The 24,451-nt window shown below is 61.7% G+C and carries 15 protein-coding genes and 1 other RNA gene; 4 read left to right on the top strand and 12 right to left on the bottom strand.

What is annotated here, in order from left to right:
* A partial coding sequence (locus tag BSU04_RS29620) for an AAA family ATPase (RefSeq protein WP_144021385.1) occupies positions 1–939 on the top strand: 939 nt, incomplete at its 5' end.
* Between the two features lie 105 nt (positions 940–1,044).
* Here the strand turns inward: BSU04_RS29620 and BSU04_RS29615 are convergent.
* The 12 genes from BSU04_RS29615 to trxA all read right to left on the bottom strand — a co-directional run bounded on the left by BSU04_RS29615 (position 1,045) and on the right by trxA (position 19,961).
* The gene (locus BSU04_RS29615; RefSeq protein ID WP_089163852.1) at positions 1,045–1,494 is read right to left on the bottom strand and encodes a YidB family protein; all 450 of its coding nucleotides are present in this window, start codon (positions 1,492–1,494) and stop codon (positions 1,045–1,047) included.
* A 211-nt stretch (positions 1,495–1,705) separates the two neighbouring features.
* Complete coding sequence (locus tag BSU04_RS29610) at positions 1,706–2,332, bottom strand: ComEA family DNA-binding protein (RefSeq protein ID WP_089163851.1); 627 nt, start codon at positions 2,330–2,332, stop codon at positions 1,706–1,708.
* Positions 2,333–2,648: 316 nt separating this feature from the next.
* A complete protein-coding gene (gene pbpC, locus BSU04_RS29605; RefSeq protein WP_089163850.1) occupies positions 2,649–4,865 on the bottom strand; it encodes a penicillin-binding protein 1C in 2,217 nt (738 codons plus the stop codon).
* A 4-nt stretch (positions 4,866–4,869) separates the two neighbouring features.
* The gene (locus BSU04_RS29600) at positions 4,870–10,863 is read right to left on the bottom strand and encodes an Ig-like domain-containing alpha-2-macroglobulin family protein (RefSeq protein WP_089163849.1); all 5,994 of its coding nucleotides are present in this window, start codon (positions 10,861–10,863) and stop codon (positions 4,870–4,872) included.
* A 132-nt stretch (positions 10,864–10,995) separates the two neighbouring features.
* Positions 10,996–12,375: an MATE family efflux transporter gene (locus tag BSU04_RS29595; RefSeq protein ID WP_089163848.1), complete on the bottom strand. Its 1,380-nt coding sequence runs from the start codon at positions 12,373–12,375 to the stop codon at positions 10,996–10,998.
* A 2-nt stretch (positions 12,376–12,377) separates the two neighbouring features.
* The gene (locus tag BSU04_RS29590; protein WP_089163847.1) at positions 12,378–14,141 is read right to left on the bottom strand and encodes an ArnT family glycosyltransferase; all 1,764 of its coding nucleotides are present in this window, start codon (positions 14,139–14,141) and stop codon (positions 12,378–12,380) included.
* Positions 14,142–14,457: 316 nt separating this feature from the next.
* Positions 14,458–14,712 carry a type B 50S ribosomal protein L31 gene (locus BSU04_RS29585; RefSeq protein ID WP_031356448.1) on the bottom strand — a complete coding sequence of 85 codons (255 nt, stop codon included), beginning with the start codon at positions 14,710–14,712 and terminating at the stop codon, positions 14,458–14,460.
* A 199-nt stretch (positions 14,713–14,911) separates the two neighbouring features.
* A complete protein-coding gene (locus BSU04_RS29580) occupies positions 14,912–15,751 on the bottom strand; it encodes a M90 family metallopeptidase (protein ID WP_089163846.1) in 840 nt (279 codons plus the stop codon).
* A 32-nt stretch (positions 15,752–15,783) separates the two neighbouring features.
* Positions 15,784–17,331, bottom strand: a complete 1,548-nt coding sequence (locus BSU04_RS29575; protein WP_089163845.1) for an MFS transporter — start codon at positions 17,329–17,331, stop codon at positions 15,784–15,786.
* Entirely contained in the window at positions 17,331–17,810 is a 480-nt protein-coding gene (locus BSU04_RS29570) for a MerR family transcriptional regulator (RefSeq protein WP_089163844.1), read from the bottom strand. Before BSU04_RS29570 ends, BSU04_RS29575 begins: the two co-directional genes overlap by 1 nt.
* 176 nt (positions 17,811–17,986) lie before the next feature.
* A complete protein-coding gene (gene rho / locus BSU04_RS29565) occupies positions 17,987–19,252 on the bottom strand; it encodes a transcription termination factor Rho (RefSeq protein WP_031356444.1) in 1,266 nt (421 codons plus the stop codon).
* Between the two features lie 382 nt (positions 19,253–19,634).
* A complete protein-coding gene (trxA, locus tag BSU04_RS29560; protein ID WP_031356443.1) occupies positions 19,635–19,961 on the bottom strand; it encodes a thioredoxin TrxA in 327 nt (108 codons plus the stop codon).
* A gap of 403 nt (positions 19,962–20,364) precedes the next feature.
* On the opposite strand from trxA, the gene ffs reads away from it, so the two are divergent.
* The 3 genes from ffs to BSU04_RS29545 all read left to right on the top strand — a co-directional run bounded on the left by ffs (position 20,365) and on the right by BSU04_RS29545 (position 24,448).
* Positions 20,365–20,463, top strand: an RNA gene (gene ffs / locus BSU04_RS29555) — signal recognition particle sRNA small type.
* 336 nt (positions 20,464–20,799) lie between these two features.
* On the top strand, positions 20,800–23,712 hold the full coding sequence (gene dnaX / locus BSU04_RS29550) for a DNA polymerase III subunit gamma/tau (protein WP_089163843.1): 2,913 nt from the start codon (positions 20,800–20,802) through the stop codon (positions 23,710–23,712).
* A 409-nt stretch (positions 23,713–24,121) separates the two neighbouring features.
* Positions 24,122–24,448 carry a YbaB/EbfC family nucleoid-associated protein gene (locus tag BSU04_RS29545; protein WP_089163842.1) on the top strand — a complete coding sequence of 109 codons (327 nt, stop codon included), beginning with the start codon at positions 24,122–24,124 and terminating at the stop codon, positions 24,446–24,448.
* Positions 24,449–24,451: the final 3 nt, after the last annotated feature.

Genomic DNA, 24,451 nt, shown 5'->3' with positions numbered 1-24,451 from the left:
GTGTCGCGGATGATGCAGGGCGAGCGCGAGAAGCTGTTGCAGATCGAAGGCAAGTTGCACGACCGTGTGGTGGGTCAGGATGAGGCGATTGGCGCGGTGGCCGATGCGATTCGCCGTTCGCGTGCGGGGCTGTCGGATCCGAATCGTCCGTATGGTTCGTTCCTGTTTCTCGGGCCGACGGGTGTCGGCAAGACTGAGTTGTGCAAGGCGCTTGCCTCGTTCCTGTTCGATTCAGAGGATCACATGATCCGTATCGACATGAGTGAGTTCATGGAGAAGCACAGCGTCGCGCGGTTGATTGGGGCGCCGCCGGGTTATGTCGGTTATGAGGAAGGCGGTTACCTGACCGAGCTCGTGCGTCGCAAGCCGTATAGCGTGATCCTGCTCGATGAAATCGAGAAGGCGCATCCGGACGTGTTCAATGTGCTGCTGCAAGTGCTCGACGACGGCCGCATGACCGACGGGCAAGGGCGCACCGTGGACTTCAAGAACACGGTGATCGTGATGACATCGAATCTTGGATCGCACGTGATCCAGTCGATGGTCGGCGAGCCGCACGAAGCGGTGAAGGAAGCGGTCTGGGAGGAGGTCAAGCTGCACTTCCGGCCGGAATTCCTGAATCGTATCGACGATGTGGTGGTGTTCCATTCGCTCGACCGCGAGAACATCCAGATGATCGCGAAGATCCAGTTGCAACGGCTGCATGAACGGCTCGCGAAGCTGGAGATGCAACTGGATGTGTCGGAAGCCGCGCTGGAACACATCGGCAAGGTGGGTTACGACCCGGTGTTTGGCGCACGGCCGTTGAAGCGCGCGATCCAGCAGCAGATCGAGAACCCGGTCGCGAAGCTGATCCTGGCGGGCAAGTTCGGACCGAAGGACGTGATCCCCGTGGACATGCGGGATGGCGAGTTGGTGTTCGATCGCGTCGTGCATTAAGACGCTTCGTCAAAGCTCGTCCTACAAACAAAAAAGGGGCAACGGATTACGCCGTTGCCCCTTTTTACTACTTGTCAAAAGGCCCGAATCCCGGACCAAAACCGCTTAGGCCTTCGGTTCTTCGCTCTTGCCGAACAAGCCTGCCAGACCGCCGAGGCCGCCAAGCGAACCCAGCAAGCTACTCACATCCAGCTGGCCGTTCGCCGGCACCTGGCCGTCCGGCGTCGCGTGGTTCACGAGATGCGGTAACACAGAAGCCAAAATGCCGGAGACCTGGTCGCCGGACAAGCCAGCTTTCTGCGCCATCTGGCCGACCGCGTCTGAACCGAGCACGTTGGTCACGGTGTCCGAGCTGATGGGCTTGTTTTCGCCGTTGCCGACCCACGACGAGACAATGTCGCCCGCGCCATTTTCATGGAAACGCTGGATCAAGCCGTTCAGGCCGCCGGGCTGGTTGTTGACGAACTCCATCGCAATGGCGACCAGGCCGGACTGCGCGCCGCCACCTTGAGACGAATTGCCAAAAGAAGAGGCGAGAGTATCGAGTAGGCTCATGGCTGTCTCACTTGAAAACGATGCTGGTTAGATGCCGTCCGGCGTCATGCTTGTTCGCGTGTGCCGGACGGAAAACATGCCGTCTCGTAAGACGGCCGGTGTGTTGCTGCTGCAAGGCGACCTGGGCGGCTTGAATTCGAGCTGCGCGTTGATGGCTATTCCACGCGGCCGTTCCACACTCGGGATCCAGCGCCGAAGTGCGTCGCCGTCCTCAGGTTGCTGCCGCGTCGCTCGCGGCTTTCTTTTTCTTGGATTTCTTCGACGCCTTGGCGCCGCTCGCGCCCGAGGCTGCGTCGGCCGTCGCTGATGTCGCTGTCGTTGCTGTGCTCGAACTAGCCGCAGCACTGGCCTTGGCCTTTTTACCCTTCTTGCCCTTGGTGGCAGAAGCCGCGTCTGCTGTTGTTGCGGGAGTTGTTGCCGGCGTCACTGCGGGCGTCGTGGCCGTGGTGGCGGCGGGTGACGTGGCGGCGGTTGCGGCCGTGGACGACTTCACCGTTGATTTGGCGGGCGCTGCGGCTCCTGCGCTGGTGGCGGCCGGCGTCTTGCTGGCCTTTGTCCCGGTCGGCGGCGCGGATGAACCGCCAACCGTCAGCCCGGCCTGCTCCAGGTTCGTCACGGATTTCGTGCCGAGTCCTTTCACGCGGCTCGCGAGGTCGTCGGCGTCCTTGAACGGGCCATTCTTCGTCCGCTCGTCTATGATCGCCTTCGACTTCACCGGCCCAAGCCCCTTTACCGCTTCAAGCGAGGTTTGGTCCGCCGTATTCACGTCGACGGCCGCGAACGCGGCGCCTATGGACAAGGCAAGGGCCAGACAAAGCATCAACAGCTTTTTAAGCATGACAAGTGCTCCAGGTTGAAAAATAAAAACAAGAATCGATGCCGGCCTTACTGGACGCCTGGCCAGAAAGTCCAACAAGCATAGGACAAAATGCGGGTCAGGATAATGGCAGCGACCTCCGTCCGGTGTGGGCGGGATTATTTTTTACAACATCACCGGCTATTATTTTGCCGGTTGTAGCCAATCCCCTGTCCGGTTTCGAATCCGTTTAGCGATTATCACCAGACTCATGGCGGATGAGGACGGGTCGGTTCAGATTTAACGTTTTCCGGATATAAGCTTGTCGAAATAGAGGCTTTGCCAGGTTTGATCCTTATTAACCTTTTGTCTTGATTTTCGCAAATGCGCCGCGTACTTCGAATTTCACGGAATCGACCACTACGCCTTGTCGGTCGACCAGTTCGAGCGTGTGATGTCCCGGCCACGGCAACCATGCCATTCGTGACATGCTAGTAGACGGGCCGGCCAATTTTCCGTCCAGCCGCCACACGCTGCCCGCCGGCGCGCTTTGGGCGCTCTCGAACCAGACCCGCTGGCGCGCGGCGGGAATATCGGGATCGAGCGCGAAAATAGTGCCGTCGGTGGGTGACGCAATCCGGGCCGTGCCGTTGCGCACGGCTGCGCCTTGCGCATTCGCCGACAACGCGATCCGCGACATTTGCGTGCCGCTCAGGAACCAGTCGTCGCGTGCCGGCTCGATATCGTTTTGATAAACAATCTTCGTGCGCACCACGCCCGGCGGCGCGACCGGCGGCCGGCTTGGGGTGCGCCGGTGAAGGTAGTTCACCAAGGCGGCCCACACGGGCGCCGCGCCTGTGACGCCGGAGACATCCCACATCGGCGCGCCGTCCGCGTTGCCCACCCACACGCCAACCGTATAGCGCGACGTGTAGCCGAGCGCCCAGTTATCGCGCATGTCCTTGCTCGTGCCGGTTTTCACGGCGCTGAAAAAGCGCGTGGCGAGGACGCTGTCGAAGCCGAAGGTACGTGTGCGCGCGTTGTTATCGGCGAGGATGTTCGTCACGATAAAACTGGCTTGCGGGCTGAAAACGCGCGTGCCCGGTGTGGTCGGTGCATGCGCCAGCACGTCCGACATTGGCCCGGTCAGACCGCCGTTTGCGAGCGTCCGATACGCGTTCGTGAGGGTCGCGAGCGTCACGTCGGCGCTGCCGAGCGCGAGACTGAAGCCGTAGTAATCGCCGGCTTGCGTGAGCGGCAGGCCGAGCGACACCAGCGTTTTCGCGAACCGGTGCGGCGTAACCATCACCAGTGTGCGTACGGCCGGTACATTCAGCGACGACCCCAGCGCCGTGCGCATGCTCACCCAACCCTTGAAATCGTGATCGTAGTTTTGCGGGATATACAGGCCGCCGCCGGTGGCGAGATCGAGCGGGGCGTCGTCGAGTAAAGAGGCAGGCGTGAGGCGCTTTTCGTCGATGGCCTGAGCGTACAAGAACGGCTTGAGCGTCGAGCCGGCCTGGCGCAACGCGATGACGGCATCGACTTCCGGCGCGTTCGACAACCCGCCCGCCGAGCCTACCCACGCGAGAATTTCACCGCTGCGGTTATCGATGACGATCGCGGCGCCGTCGTGCACATTGCGCTGATGCGCGCGCGAGTTGAGTTCGAGCAAGGTTCGCGCGAGCGAGTCACGGGCGAAGCGCTGCAGCGGGGCGTCGATCGTGGACTGGACACGCGCGCCCGCTGCAGGATGCACTTCGCTGGCCACACGGCGCGCGAAGTGCGGCGCGAGCGCGTCGTCATCCGAGGACCGCGGCGAGGTAGACGTAGACGCAGACGCAGACGCGGTGCGCGTGAGGGTCAGTTGCACGTAGCTGTCGAGGTTCGCGCAAGGGTCCGTAGCCGATGGCCGTGCCCGGTCCATGTCCCGCAAAATGCCGCATGCCCGAGCCGAGACCTTCGCGTAATTCGCATTCGGCGCACGCACCAGTGCGGCGGTGAGCGCGGCTTCACGTTCGTTCAGCCCGGACGGGAGTTTGCCGAACAAAGTCTGCGATAAAGCCGATAAACCCACGATCTCACCGCGAAACGGCACGAGATTGAGATAGGCCTCGAGAATCTGGTCCTTGCGCCAGGCGTGATCGAGCCATAACGCGCCGACCGTCTGCGTCGCTTTTTCGCCTATTGAACGGCGTCCCGGCCGGCGATCTTCATCGATCAGACCGGTCAGTTGCATGGTCACCGTCGACGCTCCGCGCGTGCGCGTGTTCCACAGGTTCGCCCAGGCAGCCGCTGCGGCTCCTCGCCAATCCACGCCGCTGTGCTCGTAGAACCGCCTGTCCTCGGATACAACGATTGCCTCGCGCAACGCCGGCGACACATCCTGCAACGCGACCCAGTCGCCGCGCCGCCCGGTTGTGTCGACACGCGTGCGCTGCAGCGGCTCGCCGTCGCGGGCGAGCAGCACCCAGTCGGAACTGCGCCAGCCCGAGCGCACTTCTTCAAAAGTCGGCAGCGCATTGGCCGAGCTGGCAAGCATGCAACCGACAAGGGCGAGGGCGGCGCGTTTCATCGCGTTATTTGGCCGCGGCCAGTGGAGCGACGGTCATTGTTGCGTTGGGAATCGCACCGAATACGGAGGGTGCGTAGAGCGCTTCCACGCGCGTAGGCGGCAACCCGAATGTGCCCGCGTTGTTCAGCCGGACGGTGTATTCCACCTGCAATTTTCCCTTCGGCAGATAGTCGTAATACGCGCGATACCCGTCGAAACCACGCTCGACAAACGCCGGCCACGCGCCTTGCGTGCTCTTTTCGCCTTCGGTCGCCACCTCCGAATCGCGGCCGAGGCCCGAGCCGAGGATGGTTGCGCCAGCCGGAATGGGATCATTGACGACCACCCATGTCATATCGCTTTGGGCATCGATGTCGAGATGCACACGGACTATGTCGCCACGCGAGAGCGTGCCTTTGACCGCCGGATCGATCGGCGTGATGGTTTTCGTGATTCGATAACCCGCCGCAAACGGCGCTTTCAACGCAACAGCCGCGAGGCTCTCGATGGTCGCCCAGGGTTTGCCGCTGCCTTCTTGTGTCAGGTTCAGCGTGCTGGATGCCCAGGGCAACGTCACGTTGCGAGGATTCGCAGGCGAGGCCGGTGCGTTCCAGGCGATGGCTTTCTCCGTCGTGCCCAGCGCAATGCGCGTCTGACCGCTCACCGGCGTGCTTTCGAACACCTTGGAGAAGCGCTGCACGGCGAGCTTGCCCCACAGGTTCGACGTCGTGGTTTGCCACGCGCCGTTCGTCTGCAACGCAAGCAAACCGCCGATCAGGCGAGGCATTTCATCTTTCCACGCGGGGTTATCGGCGAAGGTCAACGCCGTGCGTGCCGCATTCGATTCGGGGCCGGTCATGAGCCAGTAGAGGTCGTCGTCGGCGGCGGTGGAGAAGGTGAGGCGCGTGCCCGAATACGTCAGACGGGCGCGCAAGATCTGCTCGACCTGAGCGCGCTGATCGTCGCGTTGTGCGATCCCGTCGACGCGCGAAAGGATCGAGTAGTAATCGAGCAGCGCGGAGGTCGGCCATTGATTCGGCGCGATGGTGATCGAACCGAGCATGCGCGGTGCAGCCAGCCCGTAGCGCGACAAGGCTTCAATCGCCGAGAGTTTCACAAAGTCCAGGTCTTGACGCGGTGACCAGAATTTCCGCTCGATCTTGCCTTCCACGAAGTTGGTCAGAGCGGCCGCGAGTTTGTCTCGGAGGTCGTCGGGCAGAGCGAAGCGGGGATCCGCTTTCGATGCTTCATCGCTGACGGAGAGCAGATAAGCCGACAACGCCGGACTACCGTAAGGCCGCGAATCGTCCGAGGGCGGGAAGTAGTTGGCGAGGCCGTCGCTATCCAGATACGAGGGCATCCGCGCGATCACCGTCTGCCATTGCGTGAGGTCATCAAGACCCAGCGCGCGTGACGTTTGCTGCTCGAGGCAGTTATACGGATAACGTTCGAACCAGCGTCGCACGCCCGGCAGGCCATCGGCGAGTTTCGGCTGCAGTGTTACGGCAATGCCGCCTCGAATCTGTCCATCAGCCGATGCCACCGCGGTCTCCGGCGGCGACACGGGCAACGCGAACGTACCGTCGACCTGGGTGATCGTTGCTTGCTGCACGGTCACGGGAATCGCGGCCACCACGCGTTGCGTGAGTTTGACGGCATCGGTGGCTTTCGGACCGCCTTGTTCCGACGCGCTCACTTCCCAGTTCAACGCGCCGGTTGCAGCCATACCGATAGCGTCCGGCGTCTTCACGTCCCATGAAATCTCCTGCGATGAGTCCGGCGCCAGCGTCACGTTTTGCGCAGGGAGATCGAGCGTGGGAACACGCGGCGTGACGACGACCTGCATCGTCCGCGCGGTCGTATTGCGCAGCGTGAACAACGCGCGGAACTGGTCACCCACACGCACGAGCGGCGGCAGACCCGATATCAACTGCAGATCCTGCGTGCTGCGTATCGACGCACTGCCGGTACCGAATTGACCCGCGCCCACAGCCCCGATCGCAACAATACGGAAGCTCGTCAACGCGTCGTTGAGCGGCACGTCCACCGTTGCTTCGCCGTTCGCATCGAGCGTCACGCGCGGGTTCCAGAGCAAGAGCGTGTCGAACAGTTCGCGTGTCGCGCTATGTCCGCCGCCACCGCCCGCGGGCACGGCTTTACGCCCGAAGTGACGGCGTCCGATGATTTCCATTTGCGCCGTCGATGTCTCCACGCCGTACGCGCGCCGTTGCAGCATGGCGTCGAGTACGTTCCAGCTTTGATTCGGCATCAGTTCGAGCAACGCTTCGTCGACTGCGGCAAGCGCGATTTGCGTGCCGGCCGGCGCGGGTTTGCCGCCCGGCAGCGTCACGCGGACTTTCACATGGGCCTTCGAGCGTACGGCGTACGACTTGGCATCCGGCGTGACGGTCACGCCGAGCTTGTGCGAGGCCGTCCCCACCTTGATCTCGCCGAGCCCGTAACGGAACGCAGGTTTTGACAAATCGACCAGCGGCGTAGGCGCTTCATACTGCCGCCCTTCGTACCAGAACGCGTGCACCCAATCGAGCGGCGCTTTCCAGCCCCACGTGAAGAACGAATACCACGGCACTTCGTGAATCCGCCCACGGATCGCGAGCACGGAGACATACACGTTCGGCCCCCACGACTCCTGTACTTTCAGCTCGACAGTCGGGTTCTTGCCGTCCAGTTCCACGACCTTCGTCTCCACGATACCCTCGCGCTCCACCGCCACCAGCGCAGTGGCGAAGCGGAACGGCATGCGTACCTGGAAGCGGGCAGTCTCGCCGGGTTCGTAGCTTGTTTTTTCCGGCAGCACGTCGATCCGGTCGGTGTTTTCGCCCCCGAACCAGAGTTGATCTTCGCGCGTGACCCACACCGACGTGGTCGCGTTCGCCACACGGCCGTCACCGTCCCGGGCAATGGCGATCACGTCGACGTTGCCTGCCTCTTTCAGCTTTGCTTCGCAGGAAAGCAGGCCGTGGTCATCACTTTTGCCGCTGCATAGCGTGCCGAGGTCCTTGGTTTCCGTGTGGTTATCGTAGGCGTAGAAACCGCCGACCATGCGCTTGCGCGAGCTGGTCATGGTCCGCGCAACGCCGCGGATCTCAAGCGCGATGCCCGCTCGCGGCTTGCCTTGCAAGTCGACTGCGAGCGCCTGCACCGGCACCGCGTTGCCGACTGACACCCAGTCACCCGCCTTGATGCCGGCCGCAACCGCCGCGGGCCAGAGCGTGGCGCTGCCGCGCAGCGTCTGGATCTCGCCGTTGGGGTCCGCGAAGGTCGCTTCCAGTGCGAGCTGTTTCGGCGCTTCCACTACCGGCAACGACTTGAGCGTGAGGGTTCCCGTGCCGTTGCGGTCGAGTGTCAGTGCGGTTTTATCGGCGATGAGCTTGGCCGTGGACGTATCTTCCTGCGCATTGCTGTTGTCGTCCTCGCCTTCGGTTGCGGGCGCGCTGGCGCCGTCATCGGCGGGCTTCTTGTACGGCGCGAAGCTAAACGATTCGAACTGCGAAGCAAAAGCCGGCGATGTATCTTTCATCAGCGCCGACACTTGCACCGGCAGATTCGATGCCGGTCCGCCCGACACATACTCAATCTGTACCGCCAGCGGCGCCGTGGTCGCGGCCACCAGCGCGCCGGTCTTTTGATCGCGAATACCGATCGATCCCTTGAACACTGGCAGGCGGAATTCCTCCACGCGGAAATTGCCGGTTTCGATGCTCATGTGCCGCGCCGAATCCTGATCGTCACCGCTGTTATCGCTGTCGCTGTCGCTGTCGTTGTCCGGATTCGTCGAACCGTCGTCCAGCGTCACGCTGTATTCGCCGAGCTTCGCCGCGGCCGGAATCGGGAAGGTGGAATCGGCGCTCCGGTCGCCCGCCCATTTGAGCGGCAGATGATAGGTCTGGCCGCTGCCCTCATGACGGATCGTCACGCGCGATGGCAGATGGGACGGGAACGCAAAACCGTTGAGCGTTTCCTCGCGCATCAAATGTTTCATCGATACCGTTTCGCCCGCGCGCAACAACGTCCGGTCGAATACGGTCGTGGCGCGCGTGGTCTGGCCGCGGCTCATATCGGTAGGCACATTGAAGCGCCACGATTCAATCCCGCGATTCCAGTCCGAGCGCACGAACGCCATGTCCGGGCCGGTCTTCGGATCATCGACACGTGCCGAGACGAAAAAGCCGGCATCGTTGATGCTGTTTTCATCGCAAGGGCGTGCCGCTGCCAGCGGTTTGCCAATCGTCGCGATGCCCTGCGCATCGGTTTTCGCAGCGGCGACCTGATCGCCGTTGCAATCCGTGACCCGCACTTGCGCGTTCGGCACGGGTTTGCCGCTATCGAGCGCGGTCACCCAGACGATGCTGTTTTCGCGGCCAAGCTTGAAGTGCACGCCAAGGTTGGTGACAAGCACCGAAGTACGCACGTACATGGACTGCGGTTTGCCGAGCAACGACGCGCCCAGTGCCGGCGATGCCAGTTCGACCACATAGAAACCGGGTTTCGGAAGCGGAATGCCGACCACTTCAAAAGGCCGCAGCGACTTGGGATCGGCCTGCGGCACGCTCAGGCTTTCAACGCCCGGTTGCTTCGCCAGCAACGACAGCGAGCGGATATCGATTTGCGGATCTTTCGCCGTGCTGCCCTGCGCGTAGACCGGCTTGATGCCGTTGCTGAGCGCCTGCGGCATCTCCTGTTTGATCTGCGCGACGGACATTGAAAAGCCATCGAAACGATCGACGGTCTTCATCCATCGACGGATCTCGGTGTCGGCATCCACGCGCAATTTCGTCACGCTCGATGAGCCCGCGTTGAGCCCGTTCACTTTCAGGTCGGCCTCCACGTGGCGCAGCGTGACGGGCAACATGGCGGGCATGTTGGGCTCGGCGAAACGCTCGATGATCCCGAATGTCGACGATGAAAACTTGGCGAGCGGCGGCATGGGCGCCGTCGATGTCTTTAGCGGAAAGAGGTCCGCGTTCGAGAGCGTGCGGCCACTGGAATCCTTGAGTCCTGCCGGCAGTTCTATCGATAAATCCGCGTGTTCGGGCAACGGCGCCGCGAACTGGACGCTGGTGATGTCGTTGTCTTTTTCATCGGGATCGAATTGCGGCGAGGTCTTGCCACCGGGGCCGCGCAAGCTGATTTTCTCGGCGTCCGCTCGCGGCACGGGCGAGCTGAAGCGGATGCGCAGCGGACGCAACGGCGTGCAGGGCGCCTTGGCGTTTTCACGTTCGCAGGAGAAACTCGCGGTGAAGGGTTCGCGGACATCGAAGTCGAAGCGTTTCTCCACGTCGTTCGCGAGGCCGCTCGGGCCGGCTACGCCCGCGCCGTACACGAGTTGCATCTTCGTGGCGGACGGCAGGGTTTGCTGGCAGGCGAGCGTGAGCACGCGTGCGCTGTCTTTTTCGAGGCGAAAATGTTTGAGGAGGTCGGCGCGTGCGTTGGCGTCGACGGTTTTGACGGGAATCCGGTTACCCAATCCATTCGATTCGCACCAGATGTCCTGCAACGCGGACGCTTCGGTCGCGGGGCCGTTCAGACGCAGGACGAAGATCTGGTTTTCTTCTATCTCGCCGCCGCCGGGCATGACTTGCGTGACAAACGGGCCGCCGGTTTCAAAGCGGAACTGGCGTGGACCGGTGAGCGTGTTGCCTGCGGTGGATTTGAGCCCGTCTTCCAGCGCGACCGAGCAGCGCATGCCGGGTGTGAGGTCAAGCGTAAAGTCGAAGGCCCAGGTTTTATCGTCGATCCAATGAGCAGAACCTGCCGATGATCCCCCGCTGCAATGGACCTGAGCCGGGGCCTTGGCTGCGGGGTCTCCGAACGCGATCATGGCTTCGTCGAACTTGACGACCACCTGGCGGACCTGCGTGACCTTGCCCTGTGGTGACACGCTCAGCGTGCGGGCGGCGTCGGCGCGATGCGTGGCGCCCAGGAAGCCCAATGCCAGCAAGGACAGGGCAGCCAGCGTAGCCAGCGGCCAGCGTTGTTTTTTTATGACGCGGATCATCGCACTCGTTCCAGGGTGGCCAAAACGCTGGCGATTTTACCGGAATGTTACGTCATCCTTGCCAATTGTTTTCGTTTTGTGACAAGACGTTCCAAACTGATTGCATGGAGTGCGCGATTGTTTCGGCTGAACCTAAACTGGCTCGGCCCCTGCGCGGACGCGATCGTCTGGAAGGTGCCGCGTGCTGATGTGCCGCCAGTACAGAAACAGTCCTACGCCCGCTACGCCCAGGCTCAGCGAGTTCGCGACCCAGAACCCGCGTGCGCCTTGCAGCCACGCGGGCGTATAACCGCCCACGTTGAACCCGAGCAAGTACCCGCCCCCCAGCCCGATACCCCACAACGCGACCGCGTAGATCACCGTGGGCACGACCGCGACCTTGTAGGCGCGCAGCACGAAAGCCGTCGTGATCTGGAGGGCATCGAAGAAATGATAGAACACGACAATGGCCAGCAACGGCATGGCCGCCGCGATCACCTGGCTGTCAGGCGTGTAGGCCTCGAGCAAGTACGGCCGCAATGCAAACAGCGCCGCGCCGTACACGCACGCAATACCGCACGACAACGCAATGCCGTGGCGGGCGAGCGAACGGGCGGCATCGAAACGTTCTGCGCCAAGGGCTTGCGAGACGAGGGTCGCGGACGCCACGCCTATAGAGAGCGGCGTCATGTAGAGCACCGCGCCAATGTTGCCGGTGATCTGATGTCCAGCCAGCGTGGTTGTACCGAAGTGCGAGATGAACAGCGCCATGAACGTGTACGACGTCACTTCGATCAGATAGGACAGCCCCATCGGAATGCCGAGTTTCAGCAACGCCTTTTGACGTTGCCAGACCGGCCAGCAAAATCGCGAAAACACGCCGAACGGCCGGAAGAACTCGACACGCAGAAGTACCGTTATTCCGACAATGGCGATCAGCCAGTTGATCATCGTGCTCGCAATGGCACAGCCCGGACCACCGAGCGCCGGCACGCCGAAACCGCCGAAGATGAACCACAGGTTGAGCGGGACCTTCAGCATCAGCGCGCCGACTTGCAGGAACATGACCAGGCGCGGTTTGCCAACGGCGTTCGTGAGCGAGCTATAGACACGAAACGCGAGACCCGCGGGCAGTCCAAACGACAGGATGCGCAAATAGGCGAGGGTGCGATCGTGCAGGGCGGGGGGCGTGTCGGCGATGCTCAGGAGAGGCTGCGGGAAATACAGGCAGACGAAGCCGATCACCGATAACACCGCCGTAAGCCATAGCGCCTGCCGGACTTCCTCGCCAATTTCGGCTTCGCGCCGCGCCCCGAACAATTGTCCGGCAATGGGCTGCAAGGCCGTCAAAATGCCCGTCAAGCCGATGTAGACGGAGATGTAGATCGACGAACCCAGGCCGAGTGCGGCAAGGTCCGTCGCGGAATAACGGCCGACCATGGCGGTATCGATCACGGCGAACGCAATGATCGCCAACTGGCCGATCAGCACCGGCCAGGCCAGGGCCACGATCTTGCGGACGTCCGGCCACATGGTCAGTTGCTTCCGCGATGCAGCGACTTCGGTCGCGGCCGCTTGACCGGCGCCACCGGCCGCTCGATGCGCACATACAGCCGGAATCGCTCGTCACGGTCGGCCACGCGCCGGCCTTCCCATACGAGCTTCCACTCGAACGCCGAGATTGACGATGGTTCGCCGTAATCCTGCGTGTCCTGGCGCAGGATCACGTCGCAGTCTTCATCGAAGGCGAAATGCATGCCGCCGAAATACGCGAAGGTCGCAATCTGCGCGTCGCCCAGACGCACCGGGGAAATGCAGGTGTAATCAGGCGGCAAATGATCGGCGATCTGTTCCGCCACGTCGCGATACGTCCGGCTGTAGTTCACCACCGGCAGCCACAGCGTCATCAGCAGTACCCACATCAGCGTGGTTCCCGCACTCGACAGCACGACGCTGCGCCACAGCACCTTCGGATGACGCGCGAGCCGCCAGCGCGCGAGCGAAAACCAGCACACCGTTACAGCGACCGCGCACACGAACGACAGGATCTTGAATTCGGGCTGGAAACCAGGCGCGAGACGCGCGAGATTGCGCGCGAGCGGCGCGGGGAAACCAAACAGGCCCGCGGTCCAGACAAGCCAGACGAACGTGGCGAGCAGCGTGAAACTCAACATCGCGAACCAGTCGATGGCGTTGATCGCCCCGCGCTTGAGCGTGGGCAGCGCGAACGTGGCCAGCACGGACAACGGTGGCAGCAGCAGCATGAACAGGCGGTTCGACTGATGACTTTGCAGGATCACCAGCACCAGCAGCGGCCCGATCACCGATAACGGCACAGCCACGTGCGGCGAGCGCCGCAGTCCGCTCCAGCTCACGAAGGTCCAGATGGCGAGCGGCCAAGCCGGCCACGTGAAGAGCGGCAGGTTCTTGAGGGCGTAGGAGAGTGCCTGGATCGGCGAACCGGAAAACGAGTCGAAGCTGTTACGCCACCATTGGCGCAGCCACCATTCGCCGTCGTCCGGGTAGAAGTGCAGCACCGGCCACACCCATGCGCCGATCAGGATGACGGCCACGGGCACGCCGAGCACGACGAGGTAGAAAGGCCGCACCTCCCGCACGATGACAGTCATGGCCAGCGTGCAAATCAGCAGTGCCAGCACCAGCACCGGGCTGCTCGACAAACCCACGAAGCCGATCGCGGTGCCCCAGATGAGCGCGCCCTGGATCGGCTTGTCGCAGCTACGCACGAGGCCGTAGACCAGCATGGCGGTGCCGGCAAACTGAGCAAGCTGGGGCGTGGTTTCGTGGCCGCGTTCCGCCAGGCCGAAGCACGCGAGCAGGATCAGCAGCGCGCCGTCTGCGAGCGTGCGGCCGTAGTCGCGCGGCTCGGGCTCGCCGCCAAACGCATATTTGAACGGTTGTGCCTCGTCGCGCCGGCCAAGTAGGTATGCCGTGTACCAGACGAACGCGCAGGCGATACAAAACAGCAATCCGGGTACCACCCGCGATGCATTGCTTGCATCGACCCAAGGGCTCAGCAGGCGGATAAAACCCGCGCCCAACCAGTACATGAACGGGCCGTCACCGGTAAGCGCCTTGCCTACCAGATTCGGCAGCAGCCAGTCTTTCACGCTGCCGTTGGCCATGGTCCACATCACGCCGAAGCCCGCTGCGTCCTCGTTTTTCCACGGGTCGCGGCCGAACAGTCCAAACGACGCATAGATGATACAAATGGCGAGCAGCAGCCAGCGCGGCAGGGCGCTGGTGGCGGAGGCGGTCAGGCGGACGACATTTCGCATGCGTTTGGGCGAGGGAGCAGAAACTGATGGAGCGCTGATGGAGCAATTCGGCGGCGCTTGGGTCGTGCATGACACGCGAATCTCGTGCCTTGGCGGCTCGTGCGACTTTTACCGAATCCGGCATTGTAGACGGGCGGCGTCGCGCGCGTCATTGCGGTGCTTGCAGCGAGGGGGTTTGGCGGGGCGAGTTTGCCCGATTGGCTCCAGATTTCCCCGCTGCATGGTACAGAGACGGGGCAGAGACGGGGCACAGACGAAAAAAAGGCAGCTTTCGCTGCCTTTTTTCGAATCCAGCCTTGGCTGTTTTCTCGACTAATTACTTCTTTGCCGAAAATGCAGCGAACTTCTTGTTGAACTTCTCGACGCGGCCGGCCGTGTCCATGATCTTTTGGTTACCGGTGTAGAACGGATGCGATTCCGACGACACTTCGATCTTTGCCAGCGGGTACGTCTTGCCTTCGAACTCGCCGGTTTCGCGCGTGTTGATGGTCGAACGTGTGATGAACTTGAAGTCATTCGACATGTCGACGAACAGCACTTCGCGGTAATTCGGGTGAATGCCTTCTTTCATGGTCTTTCCTTGGTATCTGTTGGTAGCCAGCCCACCCGGTTTGCGGGTTTTGCGCGTGTTTGCAAGCCTATCTTGCAAGCCTATCTTGCAAGCCGATCCTGCGAGCGCGAGCCACTTGCCAGAGGTCGAAAAACGGCGATTATGCCAGAAAATCAGCCGTTTGGCATGTTTTCAGGGCGCCTGGACCGCGGTCTCGGGATCAGTGCTGCCCCGGTGAGTCCAGTGCCCCCACGCCCGCTGGGTCCTGCCGGTAATACCGCGCGAGCAAGCGATACAACTCGGGATATTCCTGCTCGAACGCCACGGGCTGCACGAAAAGCGCCTCGCTGCAGACCGCGAAAAATTCCGACGGATGATCGGCGGCGTAGGGATCGATCAGCGAATCGCGCTCAAATCGGCCCCAGCGGCGCGCGGGAACAGCATCGACCTGAGCGCAGAAATGGTCGTAGGCGTGATCGAAGACATTGTTCCAGGCGTTGGAATCGAGCGGCGCGTGCCAGCGGCGAAAGAGGGGCGGGTGGCCGTCTGCCTCGCCATTGAGCATGTCGATCTTGTGCGCAAACTCGTGGATGACGACGTTGTAGGCATCCACGCCGCCGGTCATCTGCGCGTCTTCCCACGACAGCACGACCGGGCCGCCTTCCCACGCCTCGCCGCTCGCATCGTGTTCAATCTCGTGCACCACGCCGGCCTCGTCCTCGACCGTCTTGCGGATCACGAACTCGCCCGGATACACAATCACGCCGACCCAGCCGCGGTACAACTCCAGGCTCAAATTCAGCACGGGCAGGCAGGCCTGTACCGCGATGGCGACGATCATCGCGTCGGTGAGCGTCAGGTCGTGGGCGGTTGAGAACTCCTTTTCCGCGATAAAAAGCGTTGTACATTCGCGCAACCGTGCGCGTTCGGCGTCGTCGAGATGGCCGAAAAACGGCAGGCGATCGAGCGTGTTTTGCCAGAGCGTGTGGTCGATGGCGTGTTTGCGCAGCGCCCGTTCTCGACGATTCCCGCTGATCAGCCGCGCCAGGAAATTGGCCATAAGGTCCTTGTCGCGCGCTTACACGCTCGAACTCAATCGATCTGTTTCTGCCAGAGGGCAAACACGCCCCCGCAAATGGCGACGCCCGTCAGGAAATAGAAGCCGTCGAGCGACGCCAAAAAGGCCGCTTGCTGTGTGACCATGCGCGCGATCGACGCGATGGCGAGCGCGTGGGCTTCGCTTGCCGTGTGGCCAGCCGCGGCAAAGCCGTTCGCCAGCGCGGCCGCCGCATTCTGAAACTCCGGATTGTACGGATTCACGGCCTCGGCGAGACGCGATTGATGCAGCGCTTGCCGATGCTGCTCCACAATAATCACCGCCGCCGTCGCAAACGAGAGCGTCAATTGACGCACGATGTTCTTCAGCCTGTAGCCATGGGTGAACTCTTCGATCGCAAAGATCTTGAAGGTCAGGTTCGCCACCGGCAACACAATAAAAAGCAGCAACAGGCCACGCAACAGCATCGGCAGGATGAGATCGCCTTGAGCAACGTCCGGCGACATGCGCGTCATCATCCAACCGATGAGCGCCGCAATAGCGAATCCTGGCACGATGATCCACTTTTTACGCGTGACGTACTTGGTGTACCTGAAATACAGGAACAGCGCGGACCCGGATATCAGCGAGGTAATGCCGACCAGCCGTCCGGCGTTCTCGACCGGATAACCGAGTCCCTGTTCAAGAAACCGTGAGATCAGGTAACTGAATCCCGTCGATTCGAAGTAATAGAGCATGTAAAGCGCGAGGCCGATCCGGAAAGAACGTTCTCGCAGCGCGTGGAGGCGCACGAGCGGAGCGGGATCATGCCATTGATGCCAAGCAAACCAGGCGAGCGAGCCGATACCCGCCGCCGTCAGCATCACGAGCGTTGGCGACGTGGTGAAGTGTTCAAAGCGCACTTGCTGCATGACGATCTGCAGCGCGCCCTGGGCAAACGCAAACAACAGGTAAGGCCAGAACGATGTCGAGCCTCGTTCCTCCTGATGCACGTTGCCAGTATCAGGCAGCGCCAGCATGGCTAGTCCGGCGAATGCAAGCCCGGCCGGTGCGGTGCAAGCGAATAGCGCCCGCCAGTCGAAGCGTGCGACCAGCCAACCTCCGAGCAAAGGCGCAAGCGCGCTGCTGCCCACGATCAGCATCAAGAACGCACGTGTCGCGCCGGAGCGTTTTTGCGGCGTAAAACTGACCTGGATCAGGATCCGGCACGCGCCCATCATCGGGCCGATGAAATAGCCTTGCAGAGCGCGCGTGAACATCAGTTGCAGCGAGGTTTCTGTGAGCGCCGACATGATTGCGGCGCATGAGTAAAGCAGCATGCAGCCGGCCACATATCGGCGGCGCCCGAGACGATCTACCCACCATTGCTGCTGCAAAATTCCGAGGACGGCGGCCACCGCGTAAGCGCTCGATGACCACACGAGTTCATCGGGCGATGCATTGACGCCGCCTGCAATGTAGCCGGCGAAAAACGAGAAGATGGCGTTGTCGAAGTAATCGAGCCCGGTTACGAGCGCGAGCACCCACGGGAAAAAGTCGCCGCGCAATCGCTCGACGGTGAACACCGGTGCCCGCGCGCTCATTACTTCGCGCTCCCGGGCTTCGCGCTCGCCTTCGATCTTAGTTCAAGCAACGCATCGGCAGGCTGACCGGCGAGCCGCGCTTCCACGTAATCCAGGTCGAGACGCAGTTCGGCGCGCACGGCTTGCGCTTCTTTCAGCTCGCGGCGCACGGAGTCGATACGGGTGTCGATGGCATCAAGCTGCTGCTGCAGACCCTGGCGAATCTCTGCCAGCGAATCCGGCGAATAGCGGTTGTGGCCAGCTTCCGTTTTTTCGAGCGGCCGCTTGAGCATCTCGACGATGCCGTGCAGCGAAAATCCCAGCGATCGCAGCCGCAAAGCGCGCCCGAAGCGCTCCAGGTCGTTTTCGTCATATAGCCGGTAACGCCCCTCGCTCCGGCTGGGCGTGAGCAGACCGCGTTCTTCGTAGTATTTCAGCGTGCGGGGGGTGACGCCGAGACGTTCGGCGGCGTCGCGTACGGTGAGCAGTTCGCTGGGCATGGTGCTGGCCGATGGTTTGATCGGCGGCTGATGGCATGCGGAAATTATAGACCAACATGAACGTGAACGTTCACGTCATCAATCACGCGTATTGTTCCAGCAGACGAAAAAAAGCCGCCCGCGAATGCGGGCGGCTTTCATGATTCGAATCAGCGCGTTGGATTAACTATGCTGGATTAACTACCGCCGCGGCGCATCAGATCGAAGAACTCAGCGTTGTTCTTGGTTTGACGGATCTTGTCGAGCAGGAATTCCATGGACTCGACTTCGTCCATGTCGTGAATGAACTTGCGCAGTACCCAGACTTTTTGCAGCAGGTCCGGCTTGATCAGCAGTTCTTCGCGGCGCGTGCCGGACTTGTTCAGGTTGATCGACGGATACACGCGCTTTTCTGCGAGGCGGCGTTCCAGGTGCACTTCCATGTTGCCGGTGCCCTTGAACTCTTCGTAGATCACGTCGTCCATCCGGCTGCCGGTTTCAATCAGCGCCGTGCCGATGATGGTCAGCGATCCGCCTTCCTCAATGTTACGTGCCGCGCCAAAGAAGCGCTTCGGGCGTTGCAGTGCGTTTGCGTCCACACCGCCGGTAAGCACCTTGCCCGATGCCGGGACAACCGTGTTGTAGGCGCGTGCGAGACGGGTGATGGAGTCGAGCAGAATCACGACGTCGTGCTTCATTTCCACCAGGCGCTTGGCCTTTTCGATCACCATTTCCGCGACTTGCACGTGGCGCGCGGCGGGTTCGTCGAAGGTGGAGGCAATCACTTCGCCGACCACCGAGCGCTGCATTTCCGTCACTTCTTCAGGCCGTTCGTCGATCAGCAGCACGAATAGCACAATGTCCGGGTGGTTCGATTTGATGGCATGCGCAATGTGCTGCAGCATCACGGTCTTACCTGATTTCGGCGAGGCCACCAGCAACCCGCGCTGACCCTTGCCGATAGGCGAGATCATGTCGATGATCCGGCCTGTCACGTTCTCTTCACCGCGCATTTCGCGCTCGAGCGGCATCGGTTTGTTCGGATGCAGCGGCGTCAGGTTTTCGAACATGATCTTGTGCTTCGAGGCTTCCGGCGCCTGGCCGTTGACCTTGTCCACCTTGACCAGTGCAAAGTAGCGCTCGCCGTCTTTCGGCGTACGCACTTCACCTTCGATGGTGTCGCCAGTATGCAGATTGAAGCGCCGGATCTGCGACGGGCTGATGTAGATGTCGTCTGTGCTGGCGAGATACGAAGTCTCGGGCGAGCGCAGGAAGCCGAAGCCGTCAGGTAATACTTCGAGCGTGCCGTCGCCGAAGATCGTGTCGCCAGTTTTGGCGCGCTTTTTAAGAATCGCGAACATCAATTCCTGCTTGCGCAGTCGATTGGCGTTTTCGATCTCCAGGCCATTGGCCATTTCGATCAATGCGGAGACGTGCTGAGACTTGAGCTCGGATAAATGCATACGGATTTCCCGCCAGGGAGAAGAGGTGCAACAGAGAATTTGGGAGGAGAAGTGAGCTGAACGCTCAAGGACCTAAACGTCTTGCCGTCTTAAGAAACGTCTTGCAGTCTTAGGATTCTAGCATAGCACATGCCGACAGGGCCTCGGGTGGCCGTGGTGGCAGTGTGATTCATTCATGTTGTGGTCGCACAACAATCTGCTGGAATCTCACGTGCAGCTAACTGTGCTTTTGACGTCTTTACTTGGATTTTGCCGATGCCATCCGCATGAGACGCGGCTCAGAGGCCGGTCGTGCCGCCGGAAGGCAGTTGTTCGGCAAGAGCCGGAAATGCCGTTGCGGGCTTTCCGGCGTCGAGTCACAACTGCGCGTTACAGCTTCAAATCACAGGTTGCTGTCCAGAAACGCGGTCAGTTGCGATTTGGACAAAGCGCCGACCTTCTGCGCGGCGACTGCACCATTCTTGAACAGAATCAGCGTGGGGATGCCGCGCACTCCGAACTTGACCGGTGTCGACTGATGCTCGTCCACATTGATCTTCGCGATCTGCAGGCGGTCACCATAATCCTTGGCCACTTCGTCGAGGATCGGAGCAATCATCTTGCAAGGGCCGCACCATTCCGCCCAGAAGTCGAGCAGGACAGGTTTATCCGATTTCGTGACGTCCTGGTCAAAGGATGCGTCGCTGATATGTTTGATCGATTCGCTCATTATGTGAATACCTCTATGAATTCGAGGCCCGCGTTTGAATGCTCGCCACGATACACCAAAACAGGAAATAGTTCGCCGCGCTGCGGGGTGTAGAGCCGCTCGCTTGGATGGGCGCATACCGTTGCCGGAAAAGCCGCGTTCTGCCCGTCACACGGTGATTCACCGGTGCTTCAAATTGTCATCTTAGCTTACTTTGCTATCTGTTGCCGGGTACCGATAGGCTCCGTCTGGGTGAATCTCCAGCCCCGGATTTCGCCGCGGATTCAGCGGAGTATTTACACAGCGAGCACAGGCGGCAAGGCTACTGGCCCCAGGTCATGCATATTGCGATTGCGCGCCTGAATTGCAATAGCACCCACCTTGCTGGTGGGCGTGGCGATCCTTCTCTGATATGATTCTCCGTGACGGGCCTCCTCGCATGGTGGCGCGGTCAACCTGGTCAGGTCGGGAACGAAGCAGCCACAGCCGTTTTCTACCAGTGCCGAGGGTCGGGCTCGTCACCTTCGCTTTTGTTGCTCGTTGTTCGTCATCGTCTAGTCGTTCACAGTCCCTCGCCTCACTACTTCGCCGTATTTCGTCCCCCGTATTTCCCCTGCGTCCGATCGTTTGTCCCTAGTATTTCAAGCTTCCTGTCTTCCGGGTTCCGGATGGCCTGTCAGGGTTTGTGTCTTTCGTGCGCTCGTATCCACGCTCGTTTGCATGTTTTTCATCCACGTTTTTCGCTGCCCGAGAAGCCGCTTCGCCCGTATGCGGTGCAGGTTCCTGCGCGCCGTTTCCGCAGGCGCGTGCCCCTCGGCGAAACGCTTTTGCCTCTTGACGTTGCTGATACAATTTCGGCATGACCTATCAAGTTCTCGCACGCAAGTGGCGGCCCAAATCTTTCGCTTCGCTCGTTGGCCAGGAGCACGTGGTGCGCGCGCTCTCGCACGCGCTCGACGGCGCACGGCTGCACCACGCCTATCTGTTCACCGGCACCCGTGGTGTCGGCAAGACGACGCTCTCGCGGATCTTCGCCAAGGCGCTCAATTGCGAGACCGGCGTGACATCCACGCCGTGCGGCGTATGCCGGGCGTGCAAGGAGATCGATGAGGGACGGTTTGTCGATTATGTGGAGATGGACGCGGCCAGTAATCGCGGCGTGGACGAAATGGCCGCGTTGCTCGAGCGCGCGGTGTACGCCCCCGTCGATGCGCGTTTCAAGGTCTACATGATCGACGAAGTGCACATGCTCACGAACCACGCGTTCAACGCCATGTTGAAGACGCTGGAAGAGCCGCCCGCGCACGTGAAGTTCATCCTGGCCACCACCGATCCCCAGAAGATCCCCGTCACCGTGCTGTCGCGCTGCCTGCAGTTCAATCTGAAGCAGATGCCGGCAGGGCAGATCGTGGGGCATCTGGAACATGTGCTCGGTGAAGAGCAGATCCCTTACGAGCTGCAAGCGCTGCGTCTTTTGTCGCGTGCTGCAGACGGCAGCATGCGCGACGCGCTTTCGCTCACTGACCAGGCCATCGCGTATTCGGCAAACCAGGTCACCGAGGAGGCCGTGCGCGGCATGCTCGGCGCGCTCGACCAGAGTTATCTGATCCGCTTGCTCGATACCCTCGCGGCCGGCGACGGGCAGGGCGTGCTTGGCATCGCGGACGAGATGGCGTTGCGCAGTTTGTCGTTCTCCACAGCGCTGCAGGACTTGGCCGGCTTGTTGCACCGGATCGCGTGGGCGCAATACGCGCCGGCTTCGGTGCTGGACGAATGGCCGGAGGCAACCGATATCCGCCGTTTCGCCGACTTGCTCAGCGCCGAGCACGTGCAACTGTTCTATCAGATCGCGACGATCGGGCGAGGCGAGATGGGGCTGGCACCCGATGAATATGCCGGTTTCACCATGACCCTGTTGCGCATGCTTGCATTCGAGCCCGCTGGTGGTCCGGGTGGAGGTGGCGGGGGGGGCGCGCAGGTGAGACAGGCTGTTGTGGGCTCGCCAGGTGCAGGAGGAGCACGTCAATCGGTCCCGAGTGGTGTTGTCGCCGGTGGGGCGGTCTCGCCGGTTGCGGGCGCGGCGAAGCCGGCGGTGAATCGTGTGGCTGATGTCGCTTCGGAAGGATCGGCGGCGTCGGCTCCGGATCGTGTGAAAACAACGCCTGCGCAGGATGCGGGTCAATTGGCGGCGTCCGAGCACAGCGCTGCTGCGGATCAGCGCGATCCGGCTCCGGCGCCGGCGGCGGGTTCGGGAGCCGTCCCGCCCGAGAATCTTGCAGCAACTAGTGGCGATGTAGTGCAAAACGTCGCGATTGAGCCAGCGCCTGAGCCAGCGCCTGAGCCCGCGCCTGAGCCAGCGCCGAACGCGCGGGTGATCACGGAGCCTGATCAAACGGGTGAGGTAATCGTTACCCCCGCGGTTGCCCAGGCTCGCGTTATCGATCCGGATGATGCAGAGCAAGGGAAAGCTGAAGCGCCGACGGACAAGTTTGTCGACGAGCATGACGATGGTGCGAAGGTGGACGCAGTGGATGCGCGAAACCCACCGGCGACTATTCCTGTTGGATCGCAGTCCCCTGGGGCAGCGGCACTATCCTTAGATCCGCAGCGCTCTGTCGACACGCCTTTGCCCTCTGCCAGCTCCGATGCCTCGCCGGACGACGTCCCGGCTATTTCTGAGTCAGAACCCGATTCCGACTCCAACTCCGCGCTGGCCGCAGCCGCCCAGGGACTCGTCGATCGCGCTGCTGCCGATCGGGCCGAGACCGGGGGCAAGGGCCAAGTCGAGAACCGGGGTGTGCCGCCGGCTGAAAAAGCCCCATCGCCACGTGCGACGGGCGGTGCTAGCGCCGCGCTCGATGTGTTGCGCAGCGCGGGCATGCGGGTATCGTCGGATCGCGGGGCGCGTGCTCCCGAACCCGTGCGCAAACCTGCAGCCCCCAAGGCGACGCCTACCGTGCAGGTTCCCGTGCCACGCCGGCCTGCTGCTTCGGCCGATCGAAGCGCAGCACCCGCAGCGGGCGACTCCAGGTTCGGCGGTGCGCAGCCGAACGCGAACGGCAATGATTCAAATGCCGGAGCGTCGCGGGGTGCCAGCGGCACGGGCGCCAGTGCCAGCAAGAACACCGGCGGCGCAACCCCTCCATGGGAAGAAATGCCGCTGGACGACTATCAACCGGTGTCGTCGGAAGAGGGCTTTTTTATGCCGCCCGACGACGGTTTCATGCCGGCGTTCGACAGCGGTCCCGACGACCTGCACTTTAACGATGCACCCGCCGCCAAGCCAGCGCCCAGAGTCGATGCACGTCCGCTGCCGCCCGCCGTCTCGCTCGATGCCATTGGCGTGAGCGGTGACTGGCCAGCGCTTGCGGTGGATTTGCCGCTGAAGGGTATCGCTTACCAACTCGCCTTCAATAGTGAACTGACCGCATGCGACGACACGTCCATCACGCTTGCCGTGCCGGTCCCGCAATACGCCGAAAGCGCACAGGTTGCGAAGCTGAAGGCTGCATTGACCGATAAGCTCGGGCGGTCGATCGACGTGAATGTGAATGTCGGTCCGGCGCGTCGCACGGCCGCCGCGCTCGACGCCGCTGCTCGCGCGCAGCGCCAGCATGAGGCGGAGCGGGAGATTACGCAGAACCCGTTCGTGCAATCGCTGATCCGCGATTTTGGCGCGAGTATCGTGCAGGGTTCGATCAAGCCGCTGGCATCGGCGCTGGCACCAATTAATGCGCAGGATGGCGGCCAGAATGCGGCATCGGCAAACTGACGTTATTTCGGTGGGCGAAGAAAGGCTGGCGCGAAAGGATGGTAGGCGGCGGGACATCGCGGACACTGCACCGCAGGCAAGCACGCTGTGTTCAAGCGCCGAAAGCCGTTAAGCTACGCAGCCCGAGAAAGCTGGAGAGCGATAAAGCCAGAACCCCTGCGGAGCGAACGAGTCAGAGCGTCTAAGCTTCGTTCAGTCTGTCAGACCAAGAGAGCTGGGCAAGCACGGAGGTGAGAAACCCCCTGCGTGCCGGACGGCTCAAATGAACATCGAAACACCCGCTGTAAGCGTATAAAGCACGCGAGGCAACGCCCATCACCCATTCACAGCCGGCGCGGTCCCGAGCCAATTTCGAACCACGTGGCATGCACTCATTCTCTTTACCCCGTTTCCAGCAAGGAGCCCGACCATGATGAAGAACCAACTCGCCGGCTTGATGAAGCAAGCTCAGCAAATGCAGGACAACATGAAGAAGATGCAGGACGAACTCGCCCTGGTCGAAGTGGAAGGACAGTCTGGCGCTGGTCTCGTGAAGGTGGTCATGACGTGTAAGAACGACGTCCGCCGCGTAACCATCGACCCGAGCTTGCTCGCTGACGACAAGGACATGCTGGAAGACCTCGTTGCCGCTGCTTTCAACGACGCCGTGCGTAAAGCCGAAGCCACCACGCAGGAAAAGATGAGCGGCATGACGGCCGGCATGCCGATGCCGCCGGGTTTCAAGCTGCCGTTCTAAATA

It is taken from the genome of Caballeronia sordidicola (assembly GCF_002220365.1).
Taxonomy (GTDB): Bacteria; Pseudomonadota; Gammaproteobacteria; order Burkholderiales; family Burkholderiaceae; genus Caballeronia; species Caballeronia sordidicola_C.
This window is presented reverse-complemented; position numbering and strand designations above follow the sequence as displayed.